Consider the following 16,878-nt stretch of genomic DNA (forward strand, 5'->3'; position numbering starts at 1 on the left):
TGAGCACGCGTTTATAACGCTAAAAAATCCCTCGGTTCTTACCGAGGGATTTTTAATTTGTATAAAAAATCCCCGCCGAAGCGGGGACAATACTTTTAACAGCCTACTGTCTACTAAAATTCCACGAGGCCCTTGTCGGCGTCGGCGAGAATCACCTTGGTCGCCATGCCCACGAACAGCCCGTGACCGACGATTCCCACGATGTGTTCCAGGTCGCGGGCGAGCTTGTCGGCGTCTTCGATAATGCCGAACTTGGCGTCTGCAATCAGGTTGCCGCTGTCGCTAATCACCGGACCGTCCTTGCCGGGAGCGCCCATACGTACCTTCAAGTCGCCGCCGAGTTTCTTCACTCGTTCGGTCACCACGGCGATTGCGCCCGGAATGATTTCCAGCGGTACTGCGAACTTTTCGCCGAGCTTGTTCACTTTTTTGCCGCTGTCCGCGATGATCACGTAGTTATCCGTCATCGAGGCCACAATCTTTTCGAGCAGGTGGGCAGCGCCACGGCCCTTGATCAAATTGCGCTGGTCGTCAATTTCGTCGGCACCGTCAATCACCATGTCAAGATGGCTCACTTCGCCCATTTCCTTCAGCGGGATGCCGAGGCTACGGCACTGCAGCGTGGTGCTCCAGCTCGTGCTCACGCCAACCACATGCAGGCCTTCTGTCTTGATACGCTCGGCAAGGCGGTTCACCATGTGAGCGGCGGTGCTACCCGTTCCAAGACCCACGGTCATGCCGTCCTTGATCATATCTGCCGCGCGAACGCCTGCAGCCTTCTTGAGTTCGTCCATCGATGCCATTAGCGCCATCTCCTGTTGTGGTTGTTGTCGTCAAAATCTTCGCCGTCGGCCCCGTCGAAGCCGTCGTCAAAATGGTCAAAATCATCTTCGCGGTCGGGGTAGCCGGTTTCGAGCTCGGTAAAACTCGGCTGCTCGATGGCGACCACCGTCACGTCGAAAGTCAGGTCCTTTCCTGCAAAGGGGTGGTTCCCGTCCACGACCACGGTGTCCTTCTTAATTTCCTTAATCGTGTAAATGCCGTCGGATTCGTCGTCATCGTCCAGATTCAGCCCATCCACGAACTCGTCCGCCGTCTCGGGCAGCTGGAATTCGCGCACGTCTTCGTCCATGTACATCTCGAGCTCCATGCCGAGCCAAATTTCGCCCACTTCGCGGAGTTCGTCCTTCGGGACCTCCATCACCAAGTCGGGGCGGTAGGGGCCGTAGCCCTGTTCAAACGGAATATCGACAGTAAAACTTTCATTCAAGTGACGGCCTTCCAGCGCGTCTTCAAGCCCCGGAATAATATTGTTGAACCCGTGAATGTACACGAACGGGTAGCTCGCGGGCACTTCTTCGAGAATCTTTCCGGTGCGTTCCTTCAAGGAATAGGCAATGCTGACCTTCAGCTTGTCTTGAATAATTTCCATACGCGCCCAAATATAGTTAAAAATGGGGGGAAGTTTCCCCCTGCTTGCAGCCCCGGCTATAAATCAAGCAATGGCCTTCACGATGTTTTTACCCGCTCACTACCACGGAAAAACCCGTGAATCGTTTGCTTGCTAAAAACATTCGCTTCGGCCATTAGCATTTTTCGCCGGGTCTTCCAGCACCCCCTCTAACGGGCGCTCAGTCGCCGCGCCCGTAACGCCCCGGCTTCTCTTCTCCCATCCCTGAAAAAACAGCGCTCTGGCTCAGCCTGCTCCGCACGCGGACACATTACGGCCTTCGGCCTTTACTGTCCGCTTAGCGGCCAGTCATTCGCCGTCGCTTTCTTTAGGCGTCCATCATCAGGCGCGGTTCAAGAGCTTCGATTTTGTAGTTCTTGCGGGTGGAATTTTTCTTGTTATTCTTGATGTTCTTCTTGGACATAATAACTCCCAATGGCATTCCCCCCAGGAATGCCTATTTTTTTGTTTTTTATTTAAAATTTTACAGTTTGAAAGTAATGGTTATTCAACCATTACACAACGGACGGAAAATCCATGCGTTTTATACACTTCATATTTTGGATTGCCTGTCGACGACCTACTTTGCGCAGATGCATAAACAAACAATTCTCCGTCGTTAGATGATTCTGCTGGATAATACCAATATGTGGTTTCACCGACATTCGATGACGTATGATCCCAAAGATACCCAGCACCAATAAGGCTATAGCCACTATCATTGCTACCGCCAAAGCCATAAGTAGAACGAGTTCCCTTAACCCCATCTTCATTGTTATCGGCATGCACCACAATGTAGTAATCATTATAAGTCAGCAAGCGCCAACCATCAGGGCAAATTCCTTGGTGATTCGGCTTGATTAAATCGGCACAGCTTTCGGTGTTGCAACGACTCGGCAGTTGCATCATTTCGGCCCACTGATACAGGCCCCCGTACTTATTGCAGTTAGCAGTATCGTTTTTGTAACAGTAGCGTTCTATTTTAGAATCATCTTCTTGATCCTCAAAGCCCCAAACGAATTCGCCGACATTCAGGTTTTCAGCCATCACCTTGATTGAGGCGGCCTTGCCAGCCGTATCTTTGCCGGTAATTTGGATATAGTAATACTCTCGGTTGTCGCGAGAGTCTATAAACTTAGCATACATATCCTTTAAATCACCATTCAAAGGATACCAATGCTGATACGTTTCGCTACTACTTGACTTCGGTGAGACGCTGGAGGAAGACTTTACGCTACTGCTCGAAGCAACAGCACTCGAAGAAGATTGTTTAACCTCCTCGCTGCTGCTCGACTTCGGCGTTACACTAGAGGAAGAGGCAATCTCCACGCTACTGCTGGAATCTTCTTTTTTGATTGAAGAACTACTCTTGTTGTCGCCAGCAGAACTAGAAGAATTTTTCACGGTTGCAGCTGAAGAGCTAGATTCCTTCGCGTTCTTCTCGCTAGAAGAAGACTTGCCCTTATCGGCACTCTTTTGCGAACTAGAAGAATTTTTGGAAATTTTTTCACTGCTAGAACTTACGTCATCGCAGTCATCGCCCTGTTCCTCGCACTGGCGGGGTTCTGGCGAAACAGAAGAAGAGGATTCATCGCCACATGCTGCAAGCAGGGCTAGGAGAATGGACAGAGCCAAAGCGTTTGCAAAAATCTTCACAGAAGACCTCCAATAACCTCAAATATAAAAATAAGTTGTGTATAGAATAGGCGGCCTTTCGACCGCCTGAAGTAACTATACCGGAGCTGCGTCCAGGATTTCGTTCATGAGAGTCTGGTATTTGACGCCGGTTGCAGATGCTCGGCGCTTGTAACGTTCTATCACGCGTACAGGCACGCGCAACGTAATGGGCTTTGTAGCATTCGCCGCCCGTTTTGCCCTGATTTCTTCCATCGTCTCGTGCGCAGCCTGCTGAAGTTGCGCAATACGCTCTGCGGAATGCTCGTCTTCCTTTAACAAGCCTGCTTCAGATGCCGCAAGAATTTCTTGTTCATATTCGTCTAATTCGTACTTCTTGACATGTTCTTCAAAAGTAAGCATTATACACCTCCATGTTTCTTTGTTGCCACTCTACTCGGAAAAGCTGTCTTAAGAAACAGAGTTCCGTCTGGTTGAATTACATATGGCACTTGCCACACATAATCCCTGAAAAACACCCACGCGATAAATTGATTCGGATATTTTTCCTGATTTGGGTGTGGAAAATCTCTGATGATTTTTCCATTTTCCATTGCCTCGGAAATTTCTTCGAAAGATACGCTTCGCTGTCCTTTTTTCAATAGTTCATTTTTTTCTGGATTCCAGTTATACCTCATATACAAATATATTTCTGTATGCACAAAAAGTCAATACTTTCTGTATGCTGTTTTTTGCAAGAAAGCTTCCCGCGAGCGAATAGAGACCGCCCCTATTCCATTATATACACGCTTTTTTAGGGAGTTTGAATACCATTCCTGCTTGTAAAATTTTTATAACGGGGCGGAGGTGCGTGATTGGGGGAGAAGGGCGCTTGATATTATTTTTGTATTAAAGCAAAACACGTTTTATTACTATATTACAGCCATGCTTTACGGTATTTGTTCTGATATCCATTCTAACGCGGTGGCTTTCGAGGCGGTTCTTGCCTCTATGAAGGACAACGGGGTAGAACGGAGGGTTTGTCTTGGTGATTTAGTGGGTTATGGAGCCGATCCAGACGAATGCGTTCGTCTTGCTCGCGAAAATATGGACATTTGCATTATCGGTAACCACGACAGCGTGGCGATTAAGCATGAGTCCAGCGCCGGGTTCAACCCCTATGCTAAGCAGGCCATCGAATGGACGCAGAACCACTTGTCGGACGATTCTATTTCGTATCTGCGTTCGCTGCCGTATGTTTGCGAAGAAAACGACATTTGCTTTGTACATGCCTCTCCGCTTTCGCCTGCGGACTGGGTGTACGTGACCGAGCTCGAAGATGCCCTCGACGCCTTTGAACATTTCAAGGGCCGCTACTGCTTTGTGGGCCATACGCATAGTCCGGTGATTGTGGCAAGCCGCCCGAACGCTATTCCCAAGATTCTGGACGAATACGAATACAGGATCGAGGATACGGAACGCCTGTTGGTGAACGTGGGCAGCGTGGGACAGCCGCGTGACCGCGACCCGCGCTCTTGCTGGTGCCTGCTGGATACCGAGACCATGTGCGTGCGTCTGATTCGCGTTGATTACGACGTGTTCGAAACGCAGGAACGCATGAAAAAGGCCGGCATGCCGAGTTTCTTGATTGACCGCCTGAGTGTAGGCCGCTAGCCCCATGAAATGGGTCTTAGCTGTTTTTGGTAAGGCTGGTTCGCCGTTCATTGCCGACGAGGTCGACAAGTATGTCAAGCGTTTGCGTGGGGGAATGTTCCCGCTCGAAGTCGTGGAACTCAAGGAGTCCAAGATAGACGACCGTGTGCAGGCGTTGGCTCAAGAAGCGACACTTTTTGACAAGAAGTTCCCGAAATCCGAATACAAGCGCGTTATTTTGTCTGAAGAAGGCAAGCTGATGGACACCGTCAAGCTGTCGGACACCTTGCGCGACCGTTTTCCGGGGAATATCGTGTTTTTGATCGGGTCGGCGTACGGCATCGACGAGAATCTGAAAAAGACCGCCGACTTGCTCCTTTCTCTTTCGCCGTTGACGTTTACCCATGACCATGCACGCGTGCTTTTCGCTGAACAGCTTTACCGCGTGCAGATGGTCATGCAAAACCACCCCTATCATCATAGATAAAAATTCAAAATATTGTGTAAAATGCAAGTGAGAATGACGTTGATGAAAATCAATGTTGTATATCGTTGTGGAAGCAATAGCGTTGGCCAAGGATGGGGAGGGTGCAGGGATGCCCCGCCCGCATCAAAAAAAGTTTTTTTCTTGATTTTTTATAAAAAAAGCTCGAATATCCCCTTGACGGAGTCAAAAATCTTTTCTATTATTGTGCGCGTCCTAAGTGACTATGGATGATTAGCTCAGTTGGTAGAGCAGCTGACTCTTAATCAGCGGGTCGCAGGTTCGACCCCTGCATCATCCACGAAGACCTCTCCTCACGGAGAGGTTTTTCTTTTATACCGGCAACACATTCATGTCTTACGCTGGAATCTGCATCTTTAATCAGGTTCACATTATTTCTATATTTGCCGCCGTAAAAAACGGATAAATCATGAACGCAGAAATCGAAAAACGCCGCACTTTTGCTATTGTCAGTCACCCTGACGCGGGTAAGACCACCATCACCGAAAAGTTCCTGTGGTACGGAAACGTGATTCGCGAAGCGGGCCACGTGCGCGCCAAGGCAAACCGCAGCTATACGGTGAGTGACTGGATGAAGATTGAACAGCAGCGTGGTATTTCGGTTTCGAGTTCCGTGCTGAATTTCCCGTTCGAAGGTTGCATGTTCAACCTGGTCGATACCCCGGGGCACCAGGACTTCTGCGAAGACACCTACCGCGCCCTGACCGCCGTCGATGCCGCCCTCGTGCTTATTGATAGCGTGAACGGTGTAGAAAAGCAGACGATCAAGCTCATGGATGTGTGCCGCATGCGCCATACGCCGATCATCACGTTCATCAACAAGATGGACTTGGATGGCCGCCATGTGCTCGACCTGCTCGACGAAATCGAAAGCATTTTGAAAATCAAGGTTGCCCCTTTTACGCTCCCGATTGGCGTGGGTAAGCTGTTCAAGGGCGTGTATTCCATCGCTGAAAACACCTTCCACACCTTCAATAAAGAAGAAGGCCATCAGGAAATCATCCAGATGGAAGGCCCGGACGATCCGCGCCTTGTAGAAATGTGCGGCGAAAACTGGGTCGCCCAGTTCAAGGAAGAATACGAAATGGTGACCGGTGCCATGGATCCGTTCGACCACGAAAAGTTCCTGAAGGGTGAAATGTGCCCCGTGTTCTTCGGTTCTGCGGTGAATAACTTCGGTGTGCGTCAGCTGTTGAACGCTTTTGCAAAACTTGCGCCGCCTCCGATGGTGCGCGAAACCGATAAGCGCCCGGTGAGCCCCGACGAAAACGACTTTAGTGCCTTCGTGTTCAAGATTCAGGCCAATATGGACCCCAAGCACCGCGACCGTACGGCATTCCTGCGCATTTGCTCGGGCAGCTTTACCCGTGGAGAAAAGGTTTATCATGTGCGCACTGGCCGCGAAATCCGCTTGGCTGCCCCGACGGCATTCCTCGCGAAGGACAAGGAAGTGATTGACCACGCCTGGGCAGGCGACATCGTGGGTATCAACGACCCGGGCCTGTTCCGCATCGGCGATACCTTGACCGACGGCGAAAAAATCAACTTTACCGGCATCCCGGACTTTGCTCCGGAACACTTCGCCCGCGTAACGCTTTTGAACCCGCTTAAGTCTAAGCAGATGGCGAAGGGCCTTGCCGAACTGAGCGAAGAAGGCGCAACCCAGCTGTACGAACCGCTCAAGTCTGCCATCCCTGTGATTGGCGTGGTGGGTGAGTTGCAGTTTGACGTGCTCAAGTTCCGCCTGCAGAGCGAATACGGCGCCGATGTGTCGCTGGACCGAGTGCCCGCTCACGGCATCCGCTGGGTGTCTGGCCCCGAAAAGGATGTGGCCAAGTTCGCCGAAGAATACGCGATGGACTGCATGATGGACAAGGAACGCAACCTCGTTTGCCTGTTCCCGAACGAATACCGCCTGAACCTCGCCATCAAGAATTACAAGAACCTGACCTTCGCCGCCACTTCGCAGGGGTAATGCGTTAACGCAGTCTAATGTTTTCAATTTTTTACAGCATCTTCGGGTGCTGTTTTTTATTGTCGTAAAAAGCGCATTTGCCGTTTTTTTAACGCATTTGAACTTGAGTCTATTTTATATATTTCCCCTACACAGGTAAGTATGGCGCTTACCCAGGATTTTTTAACATCAAAAGGAAAAACATGAAACGTCTCCCCATTGTTGCTCTCGCAGTATGTTTCGCTGGTCTCGTTGCCTGCAATCAGGCTTCCGCCGGCGGTTCGTTCAACCAGCAGGCCAGGCTTGATAACCTCGAAAAGGATTTCAAGCAGGTCAAGGAAGAATTCGAAATCATCAAGTATGCCCTCGACAAGCGCGGCATCTCCCTGGAACAGGCCCGCGCCGAAATGGAAGCGGACAACAAGGTTTGGGACATCCCCGACGAAGACAGCCCGGTCTTTGGTAACACCAAGAACCCGAAGCTCACCATTGTTGAATTTACCGAATTCCAGTGCCCGTACTGCTCCCGTATCGCTCCGGTCATGAAGGAACTCAACGAAAAGTATCCGGACAAGATCAAGTTCGTGTACAAGCACTTCCCGCTCAGCTTCCACTCCAACGCCCGCTCTGCAGCAGCCTCTTCTATCGCAGCACACAAGCAGGGCAAGTTCTGGGAATACCGCTACGCCCTCGCTCCGCATAGCCGCGAACTCGGTGATTCCATCTATGTCGAAGTGGCCAAGCAGATTGGTTTGAACGTGGAACAGTTCAAGAAGGACATGGTTCTCGATTCTGCCATGAACGCCCGTATCGACAAGGACTTCCAGCTCGGTACCGAAGTCGGCGTGCAGGGTACTCCGAACTTCTACATCAACGGCAAGCGTCAGGACCGTTTCAGCCCGGACCTCGTCGAAAAGCTCCTCAAGGAAGCCAAGTAATTACTGAAGCGGTTCAATCTGTAAACGCGACTTTAAGTCGCGTGCTCCCTTTTTGAACGCGAAAATTTTAATTTCAAAATCAAACTAAAAAACACAAAAAAAGGACACGATCATATGATGAAGCGTACATTGACTGCCGCTACCGTCGCCCTCCTCGGCTTCGGTGTCACGGCTACAATGGCTCAGCCGAAAGCTCCGCGTGTAGTTCCTTACAAGTTCTTCGACGAACAGTATCGTCCGGGGGGCTTTGACTACGCTTACGGCGGCAAGAGCAAAGGTATCACCATCACTAAAGACGGCGGCTACAAGTCTAAGGCTGCCTTGAACATCAAGCTCGACCCGAGCGAATATTCGGGCGCTTCTGTTTGCTTGTACAACGAAACCTTCGACCTCAACAAGTTCATGCTCGACTCCAAGCTCGAATTCATGATCAAGGGTAAGAAGGGTGGCGAAGCCGTTAAGGTCGGCCTTTTGGATGAAGAAGTTTCTGACGGCAAGAAGACTCAGGTCGTTCTCCCGATGAACAAGTACATCCAGGGCGGTGCCGTGACGACGGATTGGAAGAAGGTTTCCATTCCTCTCGTGGACTTCCCGGACCGTGGTCTCTACTGGGACAACACCCGTAAGTCCGAATTCCCGGCTCGCATTGACTGGGACAAGATTGCTGAAATCCGCTTCTCTATCGACAAGAGCGGCGCTTCTGACTTTGAAATCTGGGTCGACAACATCGAAATCGTGAAGGGCAACAAGAAGGCCGCTCCGAAGAAGAAAGTTGTCTACTGGGATGAAAACAACGACGTCATTGACGGCCCGAAGAACCCCGAAAAGCTCGACGGCAAGGCTAAGCCTGTCAAGAACGGTACGTTCTACGATAACCAGCTCAAGGGCTTCAGCTACAGCTACGGTGGTCTCTCTGCCCAGCGCGAAGCTGACTCCAAGACTCAGGGCAACCCGAACGTGCTCGCCCTGTACATCGATAACAACGACTGGTCCGGCGTGACCTACTCTCTTGGCGAAGGCAAGTACATTGACCTCTCCAAGGTGCGCAACAAGGGCGGTCTCTACTTCTGGATCAAGGGTAAGCTCGGCGGCGAAAAGGTCTACGTGGGTATCCTCGACAACCAGGGTAATGACATCAAGAGCCAGACCAAGATCAGCCTGAACGACTGGATCGAAGGCTCCAAGGTCAGCAAGGACTGGAAGCTCGTTAAGATTCCTCTGAAGAAGTTCGGTGACAAGGGTAAGGCTTGGGACGCTAACAAGCAGGCCGAAGTTGCTAAGGACGTGCAGTGGAACAAGATTCAGGAAATCCGTTTCTCTGTGGGCAAGGGTGAAAACCAGGGCGAACCGGGCAAGCCGGCTCCTGTGACCATCTTCGTCGATCAGATTACCTTCACTGAAAATATTGACTGGGTTGACCCGGATATCAAGTGGGATAACTGGAAGTCCAAGGCTCCGGATGTCGTGATTTCTGACTTCGAAGGCAAGTTTGGCAAGGACAACTGGGAACCGTCTTTCGGTCCGAAGTCCAAGGCCGAAATCGAAATGCCGTACAAGACCTCCAAGCTCGACGGCAACAGCCTTTACATCAAGCACTTCGAAATGTCCGACTGGGTGGACTTCGTTCTTGACTTTACCAAGAACGGTGCCGCTCACGACGCTAAGCAGCGCGACTGGACGAACCACTGGGGCATCATGTTCGACGTTTACTCCGAACGTGCATGGCAGTCCATTACGGTTCAGATCGGTGACGCTGGCAACGAACTCTTCGTTTCCAACACCGGTGTACCTCGCGGTCGCACCACGGTGATCGTGCCGTTCCGCACGTTCTCCAAGTTCCCGTACTACCAGCCGCCTAACGCTAAGGAAAACGGCGTGTTCGACCTCAAGAACGTCGTTTCTCTCGACTTCAAACCGGGTGGAGAAGGTTCTAACGGTAGCTTCGAAATCGACAACATTAAGCTCACCAACCAGAAGGAAGTCAAGGCTGCTCAGCGTCCGGCTCTCGTGAAGGTTGAAGTTAAGGGTACCGGCGACGTGATCAACCCGAACATCTCGGGCGGCCTCTTCGGTATCAACGCTGCACTTTGGGATGGCGACATGCTCGACAATCCGAAGTTCAAGGTTCAGACTGCTGAATACGCCAAGCGCATCAACCACGGCATCATCCGTTATCCGGGTGGTCTCCGTGCCGATGACGACCACTGGAAGGAAATCCTCGACAACCACGACTGGATGGTCGATACCGACGAATTCCTCGCTTGGTTGAAGAAGACTGGTTCTAACGCCATGTTCACTGTGAACTTCGGTTCCGGCACTGAAAAGGAAGCCGCTGACTGGGTGAAGCACACGAACATCGACAAGAAGGCAGGCATCGTTTACTGGGAAATCGGTAACGAAGTCTATGGTAACTGGCACCCGTACTATGAAAAGTATGGTAAGGACGGCGGTACCATTTATGGTAAGCGCGCCCGTAAGTTCATCGAAGCCATGAAGAAGGTTGACCCGACTATTAAGGTCGCAGTCCTCGGCGTGCTCGATGGCCAGTGGAATGACAACGTGCTCAAGGAAACCGGCGACATTGCCGACGGTCTCATTGTTCACCACTATCCGCAGCACTTCGGTGAAGAAAACGACTTCGCCCTCCTCTCTGCTCCGCAGGACCTCGTTCCTATCTACAGCCGTCTCCATAAGGTTGTGGACAAGTGGACCAGCCACTTCAAGAAGGACAAGAAGATCGAACTCTGGCTCACCGAATGGAACTCCGTGGACTTCAACCCGGGTCCGCAGACCATCTCTCTCGAAAACGGTCTGTTCGTTGCTGACTACCTCGCTATGCTCGCCACTGAAAATGTGGACAACGCACAGTACTGGGATATCCACAACGATATCACTCCGGAAGGCGGTGACTACGGTTACCTGACCCGTTCTGCAGAAGAATGCATGAACTGCCCGCGTCCGAGCTACTGGGCATTCCAGATGGCTTCTGACGCTCTCCGCGGCAAGCTCCTCAAGACCGAAATCTCCGGTGACAAGGAATCGCTCATCACGACCTACTACACCGAAAACGGCAAGAAGAAGAGCCTCCTCGTGATTAACAAGAGCCCGTACAGCGACTACGAACTCAAGTTGAACATTCCTGGCTTCAAGGGCAAGGCCACTGTCCAGACGCTCGACCGCAGCACTGAAAAGCTGAAGGAAGGCTGGGCAAACGATCCGTCCAAGAAGGCCAAGAAGGGTGTTGACGTGAGCAAGCCGATCAAGGTCGGCAAGCGCACTGTCACCCTCATCACGGTGGAATAATTCTCGCTTAAAAGCGAAAAAAGGGACCGCAGCAATGCGGCCCTTTTTGTATTGTGTGGGCATTCTTTTAAACTGTTGAAAATCTCTACGTACAGGCTAATTCACGTTTTAGTTTTCTTTTGGCCTGTACATTTATGTCAAGAAAAGAATGTTTTGGTGTCTTGTACAGGCTAAACTCATTCATAAATGATATCTGGCCGGTACAAAGCATTTGTAGACAAAGTAATTTTTGAAAAAAACAAAAAAAATACAGGCTAAATCGACTTGAATTCTCGTTTTAGCCTGTATAATTTGATTTATCTGTGCTTTCTGGGCTTGAAACCTATCGTTCCAGGCGGAAGTACACGGCAGCAAGCGGCGGAAGCTTGATATTCAGGCTCCACTGGCGATTCTGCCACGGAATGTCCTGCGTCCAGACTTCGCCGAAGTTGCCTACGTTAGAGCCGCCAAACATGGCTGCATCAGTGTTGAAGATTTCTTTCCACTTGCCGCGAGTCGGAGCGCCTAGGCGGTAGTCGTTGCGAACCACCGGCGTGAAGTTGAACACGCAAAGGATTTCATTCCCGTGGTCATCCTTACGCACGAAGCTTACGATGGAATTGTCGGCATCGTCGCACCAGATCCATTCAAAGCCTGTGTAGTAGTGGTCGATTTCCCAGAACGGGGCGTTTTCCTTGTACAGGTGGTTCAGAACCTTCATCATCTGCAAGAGCTTGCCGTGGCTATCCCAGCTGATCAAGTGCCAGTCGAGGGAGCGCTTTTCGTTCCATTCGCGGAACTGACCGAAATCGTTGCCCATGAAGTTGAGCTTCTTGCCCGGATGCGCATACTGGAAGGCGTAGGTGAGGCGGAGGTTTGCAAACTTCTGCCAGTTGTCGCCCGGCATCTTGCCAAGCATTGAACCCTTGCCGTGCACCACTTCGTCGTGGCTGAACACCTGAATGAAGTTTTCGCTGTAAGCGTACACCATGCTGAAAGTCAACTGGTTGTGGTGGTACTTACGGTGAACCGGTTCGTGCTGAATGTAGCTGAGGAAGTCATTCATCCAGCCCATGTTCCACTTGTAGTGGAATCCGAGGCCGCCCTGCTCAGGCGGACGCGTAATGCTCGGGAAACTAGTGGATTCTTCGGCAATTAAAATCGCATGCGGCGTGAGTCGACCCATGATGCTGTTCAGGTGCTTCAGGAATTCGAGCGTATCGTAGTTGATGTTGCCGCCGTCTTTGTTCGGCACCCACTGGCCGGGGCCCTTACCGTAGTCGAGGTAAAGCATCGATGCCACGGCGTCGACGCGCAGGCCGTCGCAGTGGAATTCCTTGAGCCAGTACATGGCGTTAGCAATGAGGAAGTTCTTGACTTCGTTACGGCCCAGGTTAAAGATGTAGGTGCCCCAGTGCGGGTGTTCACCCTGGCGCGGGTCGGCATGTTCGTAACAGGCGGTGCCGTCGAAACGTCCGAGAGCGTGGGCGTCTTTCGGAAAGTGTGCCGGAACCCAGTCCACAATCACGCCGATTTCGTTCTGGTGGCAGAGGTCCACAAAGTGGCGGAACTGGTCGGGTGTGCCGTAGCGGCTCGTGGGGGAATAGTAACCAGTCACCTGGTAGCCCCAAGATTCATCGAGCGGGTGTTCGGCAAGCGGCAAGAATTCCACGTGGGTGTAGCCCATTTCCTTGAGGTAAGGAATCAAGGTTTCTGCAAGTTCGTCCCAGTTCAAGAATCGGTCCGGATTTGCGGGGTCGCGACGCCAAGAGCCGGCGTGGACTTCGTAAATGTTCATGGGCGAACCGAAGACCTTGGTTGCCCAATGCGTGGTCATGTAAAGGTCGTCGCCCCATTCGTAGCCGTCGAGGTGAGTGGTAATGGAGGCGGTTGCCGGTCGGACTTCGCTGAGCTTCGCAAGTGGGTCCACCTTCACGTGCAGGTTGCCGTCGGCACCATGAATTTCGAAGCGGTAGAGTTCGCCTTCGCCAATGTTCGGAATAAAGATTTCCCAAATGCCGGTGCTGCCGAGCATGCGCATCTGGTGGCGGCGGCCGTCCCAGCTGTTAAAGCTGCCGACCACGGAGACCGCGTGGGCGTTCGGAGCCCAAACGGCAAAGTGTACGCCTTTAAAGCCCTGGTGTTCTACAAGGTTTGCGCCCAGTTTGCGGTACAGTTCATAGTGCGTGCCGCTCGTAATCAAGTGGCGGTCAAAGTCACTAAGTACAGGGAGGAATGCATACGGGTCGGTCAGCGTGTATTCGTTGCCGTCGTCTTGGCGAATGACCAAGTTATAAAAGAAAGGTTCGTATTCCTTGTCGAGAATGGCTTCGAAAAATCCTGTGTTACCAAGCTTCATGAAGTCGAACTCGAACTCGCCGTCGCAAGATTCACCACGAATAAAACTTGCCTGCGGCTGGTAAGTGCGAATCACCGTCTTCACGCCGCGGTCCGTATTCAGCGGATGCAAACCCAAAATTGAAAAAGGATCCTTTGTATTAAAATCCCAAATGGCACGCATGTCTTCCGAAGTCAAGCTCGTGAAGTCATTCCATTCCATATCATACTCCTGTAAAACACCTAGTTGTAATGTCATAAATATAACTTAATCAAAAAAAATGGGGCTTTGCAATTCTATATTTGGGGCATGTACAGGCGAGTCCTTACGATTCAAGATATTTCGTGCTTTGGACAGTGCTCCCTCACGGTGGCACTGCCGATTATTTCTGCGTGCGGTGTCGAGACGGCGGTGTTGCCGTCGGCGATTCTTTCGACCCATACGGGCGGCTTTACGGGCTGGACATTCCAGGACCTGACTAAAGAAATGTTGCCGATTAGCGAGCACTGGCGCGTGGCTGATATCCGCTTCGATGCTTTCTATACCGGTTATCTGGGTTCTATCGAGCAAATCAACATGGTTCAGCACATTATGGACACCAACGGTGTCGATGGTGCGATTCGGGTGGTAGACCCTGCCATGGCTGACAACGGGGCGCTTTACCCCGGCTTTAACATGGAATTTGTCGCTGCCATGAAGGATTTGTGCGCCCATGCCGATGTTTTGCTCCCGAACATGACCGAAGCTTGTATGCTCACCGATACAGAGTATAGCGAAAACATTGACCGCGAAACGGTCGAAATGCTGTGCAAAAAGCTCTGCGCATTGGGCACCAAGTCGGTGGTGCTGACCGGTGTCGGGTTCCGCGCGGGATACACGGGCGTGATGCTTTACGACGGTAAGGATTTCAATTACTACGAACACAAGAAGATTACCAAGGGCTTTAACGGCACGGGTGACTGCTATGCCTCGGCATTTGTGGGTGCTATGCTCCGTGGCCGTTCCATGGTCGATGCAGCCCGAATTGCGGCTGACTTTGTGTTGGAATGTATCGAAAAAACGTACGAAGACAAGTTTCACTGGTATGGAGTCAAGTTTGAACTTGCGCTCCCGAGCTTGATTAAAAATTTAGCAGACGAGTAGGTTCTTATGGCAATTGCGATGGAAGAAACGGTTGACCCGATGCAGTTTACGCAGGTGTTCAAGGTAACGCCTGAGATGATTGACGACAACCACCATTTCAACAATGTGTGGTCGGTGCAGTGGATACAGGATATCGCGATTGCCCATTCCGATTCCGTGGGCGGTACGCAGCTGATGCGTGACCTGGGTGCTGGCTGGATGATTCACGTGCAGCACGTGGAATACAAGAACCAGGCTTTCCTCGGCGATGAAATTCGCGGAACCACGTGGGTGGCTGCCTACGGTAAAGTGGCCAGCTTACGCAAATGCCGTTTTGAACGCGTCTCTGACGGCAAGGTGATTTTTGAATCGGAAACCCAGTGGGTGCTTGTCGACATGAAACGCGGCCGTCCCATGGCCATTTCCGACGAAATGAAACGCCTGTACGTCGGACACTAGTCACCCTGAATGTCATCCTGAGGACGCTCAGGATCAGCATTTCAATCCACATTGTCATCCTGAACTTGGTTCAGGATCAGCTTTTATTTTAAGAAATACTCTGCAATCCGTTGGATTCTTGCCCGGAGGCTTTTTTCGTTGCCTTTGTGGTACGGCGGGTACAGGAATGTCATGGTGTCGAGGGCACTCTGCCGCATTACGTTGCGTTCGTGGCTGAATGTCTTGAATCCGTAAATCCCGTGGTAATTGCCGGTACCGCTCATGCCCACGCCGCCAAACGGAACCGACTGATTTGCAATCTGCAAAATGCAATGGTTTACGCAAGTAGAGCCCGAGGTCGTGCGGGCGATGACTTCGTTGATTTTCACTTCGGACTTTCCGAAAATGTAGAGTGCCAGCGGCTTCGGACGCGCTTGAACGAAGGCAATTGCCTCTTCTAATGAATCGTAGGCGATAATTGGGAGAATCGGTCCGAAAATTTCGGATTCCATAATGCGCATGTCGGGCTTGACATCTGTCAGCACGGTTGCGGGCGTGTAACGGTTTTCAATATCTTCGGGGCTGAATTGTGCGCCCAAGACAGCTTTCGCGCCGTTGTCCAAGGCGTCCTTGATGAGAGCTTGATGGCGTTCGACAGAACGACTTTCTACAATGTGCACAAAAATCTCGGAGTTACGGCGGGCCTCATCGGTATCGCCATACATCTTCTTTATGTTGTCTGCAATGGCTTCGGCCAGCGGTTGCATTAAACGTTGCGGGCAAAGCATGTAGTCGGGAGCAATACAGGTCTGGCCTGCATTCAGGCACTTGCCCCAAGCAAGTTTCTTCGCAGCATCCTTGATTTTGACATCATCCAGAACAATCACCGGCGATTTTCCGCCGAGCTCAAGTGTAACGCCGGCATGAATTTTTGCAGCTTCTTCTGCCACATGGGCACCCACGTTCGGGCTACCCGTAAAGAACACATGGTCGAAGGGGAGAGCGAGCAACTGGTCGCCAATTTCGGCACCTGCGCCCTGCACGACGGCCACTTCGTTTGGCGGGAATACATCTTTAATAATCGATTCTAGAACTTCGGCGACATGAGGAGTCTTGTGGCTCGGCTTCGCAATCACCACGTTGCCCGCGGCGACCGCTGCAACAATCGGCGAAATAAACAGCAAGAACGGATAATTCCACGGGGCCATAATCAGCACGCGGCCCTTGGGCTCAAAGTGACTCACGCTTGAATTCAGCGGGAACAGAAAACTCCAGCTACCGTTTTGGTCTTCGACCCAATCGGGCAAATGATTCACGGTATGATTGATTTCTTGCAGAGCAGGGTAGACTTCGGTGAGCCATGCTTCGGTCTTCGGCTTATGAAAGTCGGCCCATACGGCATCGTAAAATTCCTGTTGTCTCGTTTCAATCGCCTTGTGAAGTTTTAGTAACTTGGCGATGCGTTCTTTCACGCTTGATTGTGCAATTTTCCAGCGGTTTTCACCCTGCGCATCAAAAAGAGTTTTCAAGGAATCGTTCATAACGAAAATATAAGTTTTTTGTTGATACAAACTCAACTATTAT

The 16,878-nt window shown here is 51.3% G+C and carries 15 protein-coding genes and 1 tRNA gene; 8 read left to right on the plus strand and 8 right to left on the minus strand.

The features are described 5' to 3' along the window. Nucleotides 1-113: 113 nt before the first annotated feature. The 6 genes from rpiA to QOL41_RS07740 form a co-directional block, all read right to left on the minus strand. Nucleotides 114-803: a ribose-5-phosphate isomerase RpiA gene (gene rpiA, locus QOL41_RS07715; protein ID WP_233144359.1), complete on the minus strand. Its 690-nt coding sequence runs from the start codon at nucleotides 801-803 to the stop codon at nucleotides 114-116. Beyond that, the gene (locus QOL41_RS07720; RefSeq protein ID WP_283429289.1) at nucleotides 803-1,432 is read right to left on the minus strand and encodes an FKBP-type peptidyl-prolyl cis-trans isomerase; all 630 of its coding nucleotides are present in this window, start codon (nucleotides 1,430-1,432) and stop codon (nucleotides 803-805) included. Before QOL41_RS07720 ends, rpiA begins: the two co-directional genes overlap by 1 nt. Nucleotides 1,433-1,778: 346 nt before the next feature. After that, a complete protein-coding gene (locus QOL41_RS07725) occupies nucleotides 1,779-1,874 on the minus strand; it encodes an LEPR-XLL domain-containing protein (protein ID WP_163453453.1) in 96 nt (31 codons plus the stop codon). 80 nt (nucleotides 1,875-1,954) lie between these two features. Next, nucleotides 1,955-3,106, minus strand: a complete 1,152-nt coding sequence (locus QOL41_RS07730) for an FISUMP domain-containing protein (protein ID WP_283429290.1) — start codon at nucleotides 3,104-3,106, stop codon at nucleotides 1,955-1,957. 75 nt (nucleotides 3,107-3,181) lie between these two features. Next, on the minus strand, nucleotides 3,182-3,487 hold the full coding sequence (locus QOL41_RS07735; protein ID WP_163414445.1) for a BrnA antitoxin family protein: 306 nt from the start codon (nucleotides 3,485-3,487) through the stop codon (nucleotides 3,182-3,184). Further along, nucleotides 3,487-3,762, minus strand: coding sequence for a DUF4258 domain-containing protein (locus QOL41_RS07740; protein ID WP_173654581.1), 276 nt, complete (start codon nucleotides 3,760-3,762; stop codon nucleotides 3,487-3,489). Before QOL41_RS07740 ends, QOL41_RS07735 begins: the two co-directional genes overlap by 1 nt. Before the next feature lie 247 nt (nucleotides 3,763-4,009). Here QOL41_RS07740 and QOL41_RS07745 point away from each other — a divergent pair, with 247 nt between their 5' ends. The 6 genes from QOL41_RS07745 (at nucleotide 4,010) to QOL41_RS07770 (ending at nucleotide 11,417) form a co-directional block, all read left to right on the plus strand. Beyond that, on the plus strand, nucleotides 4,010-4,738 hold the full coding sequence (locus tag QOL41_RS07745; protein WP_283429291.1) for a metallophosphoesterase family protein: 729 nt from the start codon (nucleotides 4,010-4,012) through the stop codon (nucleotides 4,736-4,738). Nucleotides 4,739-4,742: 4 nt separating this feature from the next. Beyond that, nucleotides 4,743-5,204 (plus strand): 23S rRNA (pseudouridine(1915)-N(3))-methyltransferase RlmH, encoded by a 462-nt coding sequence (locus QOL41_RS07750; RefSeq protein WP_088628394.1) that lies wholly within the window; start codon nucleotides 4,743-4,745, stop codon nucleotides 5,202-5,204. A 225-nt stretch (nucleotides 5,205-5,429) separates the two neighbouring features. Then, nucleotides 5,430-5,502, plus strand: a tRNA-Lys gene (locus tag QOL41_RS07755). Nucleotides 5,503-5,631: 129 nt separating this feature from the next. Then, nucleotides 5,632-7,197, plus strand: a complete 1,566-nt coding sequence (locus QOL41_RS07760) for a peptide chain release factor 3 (RefSeq protein ID WP_283429292.1) — start codon at nucleotides 5,632-5,634, stop codon at nucleotides 7,195-7,197. A 182-nt stretch (nucleotides 7,198-7,379) separates the two neighbouring features. Further along, nucleotides 7,380-8,114: a DsbA family protein gene (locus QOL41_RS07765; RefSeq protein ID WP_283429293.1), complete on the plus strand. Its 735-nt coding sequence runs from the start codon at nucleotides 7,380-7,382 to the stop codon at nucleotides 8,112-8,114. Nucleotides 8,115-8,228: 114 nt separating this feature from the next. Further along, nucleotides 8,229-11,417 carry a carbohydrate binding domain-containing protein gene (locus tag QOL41_RS07770; protein ID WP_283429294.1) on the plus strand — a complete coding sequence of 1,063 codons (3,189 nt, stop codon included), beginning with the start codon at nucleotides 8,229-8,231 and terminating at the stop codon, nucleotides 11,415-11,417. A 322-nt stretch (nucleotides 11,418-11,739) separates the two neighbouring features. Here QOL41_RS07770 and glgB read toward each other — a convergent pair whose 3' ends face one another. Next, entirely contained in the window at nucleotides 11,740-13,956 is a 2,217-nt protein-coding gene (gene glgB / locus QOL41_RS07775) for a 1,4-alpha-glucan branching protein GlgB (protein ID WP_283429295.1), read from the minus strand. A gap of 87 nt (nucleotides 13,957-14,043) precedes the next feature. Here glgB and QOL41_RS07780 point away from each other — a divergent pair, with 87 nt between their 5' ends. Both QOL41_RS07780 and QOL41_RS07785 read left to right on the plus strand, forming a co-directional pair. Beyond that, a complete protein-coding gene (locus tag QOL41_RS07780; protein WP_283429296.1) occupies nucleotides 14,044-14,877 on the plus strand; it encodes a pyridoxamine kinase in 834 nt (277 codons plus the stop codon). A gap of 6 nt (nucleotides 14,878-14,883) precedes the next feature. Next, nucleotides 14,884-15,315 carry an acyl-CoA thioesterase gene (locus QOL41_RS07785; RefSeq protein ID WP_283429297.1) on the plus strand — a complete coding sequence of 144 codons (432 nt, stop codon included), beginning with the start codon at nucleotides 14,884-14,886 and terminating at the stop codon, nucleotides 15,313-15,315. A gap of 83 nt (nucleotides 15,316-15,398) precedes the next feature. Here QOL41_RS07785 and QOL41_RS07790 read toward each other — a convergent pair whose 3' ends face one another. Then, nucleotides 15,399-16,835 (minus strand): aldehyde dehydrogenase family protein, encoded by a 1,437-nt coding sequence (locus tag QOL41_RS07790; RefSeq protein WP_283429298.1) that lies wholly within the window; start codon nucleotides 16,833-16,835, stop codon nucleotides 15,399-15,401. Nucleotides 16,836-16,878: the final 43 nt, after the last annotated feature.

This window comes from Fibrobacter sp. UWB10 (genome assembly GCF_900182935.1).
Taxonomy (GTDB): domain Bacteria; phylum Fibrobacterota; class Fibrobacteria; order Fibrobacterales; family Fibrobacteraceae; genus Fibrobacter; species Fibrobacter succinogenes_O.

What these genes read in the sequence shown, in the direction of transcription:
- rpiA (WP_233144359.1), bottom strand. Translation starts at nt 803, where the DNA reads ATGGCATCGATGGACGAACTCAAGAAGGCTGCAGGCGTTCGCGCGGCA.
- QOL41_RS07720 (WP_283429289.1), bottom strand. Translation starts at nt 1,432, where the DNA reads ATGGAAATTATTCAAGACAAGCTGAAGGTCAGCATTGCCTATTCCTTG.
- QOL41_RS07725 (WP_163453453.1), bottom strand. Translation starts at nt 1,874, where the DNA reads ATGTCCAAGAAGAACATCAAGAATAACAAGAAAAATTCCACCCGCAAG.
- QOL41_RS07735 (WP_163414445.1), bottom strand. Translation starts at nt 3,487, where the DNA reads ATGCTTACTTTTGAAGAACATGTCAAGAAGTACGAATTAGACGAATAT.
- QOL41_RS07740 (WP_173654581.1), bottom strand. Translation starts at nt 3,762, where the DNA reads ATGAGGTATAACTGGAATCCAGAAAAAAATGAACTATTGAAAAAAGGA.
- QOL41_RS07745 (WP_283429291.1), top strand. Translation starts at nt 4,010, where the DNA reads ATGCTTTACGGTATTTGTTCTGATATCCATTCTAACGCGGTGGCTTTC.
- QOL41_RS07750 (WP_088628394.1), top strand. Translation starts at nt 4,743, where the DNA reads ATGAAATGGGTCTTAGCTGTTTTTGGTAAGGCTGGTTCGCCGTTCATT.
- QOL41_RS07760 (WP_283429292.1), top strand. Translation starts at nt 5,632, where the DNA reads ATGAACGCAGAAATCGAAAAACGCCGCACTTTTGCTATTGTCAGTCAC.
- QOL41_RS07765 (WP_283429293.1), top strand. Translation starts at nt 7,380, where the DNA reads ATGAAACGTCTCCCCATTGTTGCTCTCGCAGTATGTTTCGCTGGTCTC.
- QOL41_RS07770 (WP_283429294.1), top strand. Translation starts at nt 8,229, where the DNA reads ATGATGAAGCGTACATTGACTGCCGCTACCGTCGCCCTCCTCGGCTTC.
- glgB (WP_283429295.1), bottom strand. Translation starts at nt 13,956, where the DNA reads ATGGAATGGAATGACTTCACGAGCTTGACTTCGGAAGACATGCGTGCC.
- QOL41_RS07780 (WP_283429296.1), top strand. Translation starts at nt 14,044, where the DNA reads ATGTACAGGCGAGTCCTTACGATTCAAGATATTTCGTGCTTTGGACAG.
- QOL41_RS07785 (WP_283429297.1), top strand. Translation starts at nt 14,884, where the DNA reads ATGGCAATTGCGATGGAAGAAACGGTTGACCCGATGCAGTTTACGCAG.
- QOL41_RS07790 (WP_283429298.1), bottom strand. Translation starts at nt 16,835, where the DNA reads ATGAACGATTCCTTGAAAACTCTTTTTGATGCGCAGGGTGAAAACCGC.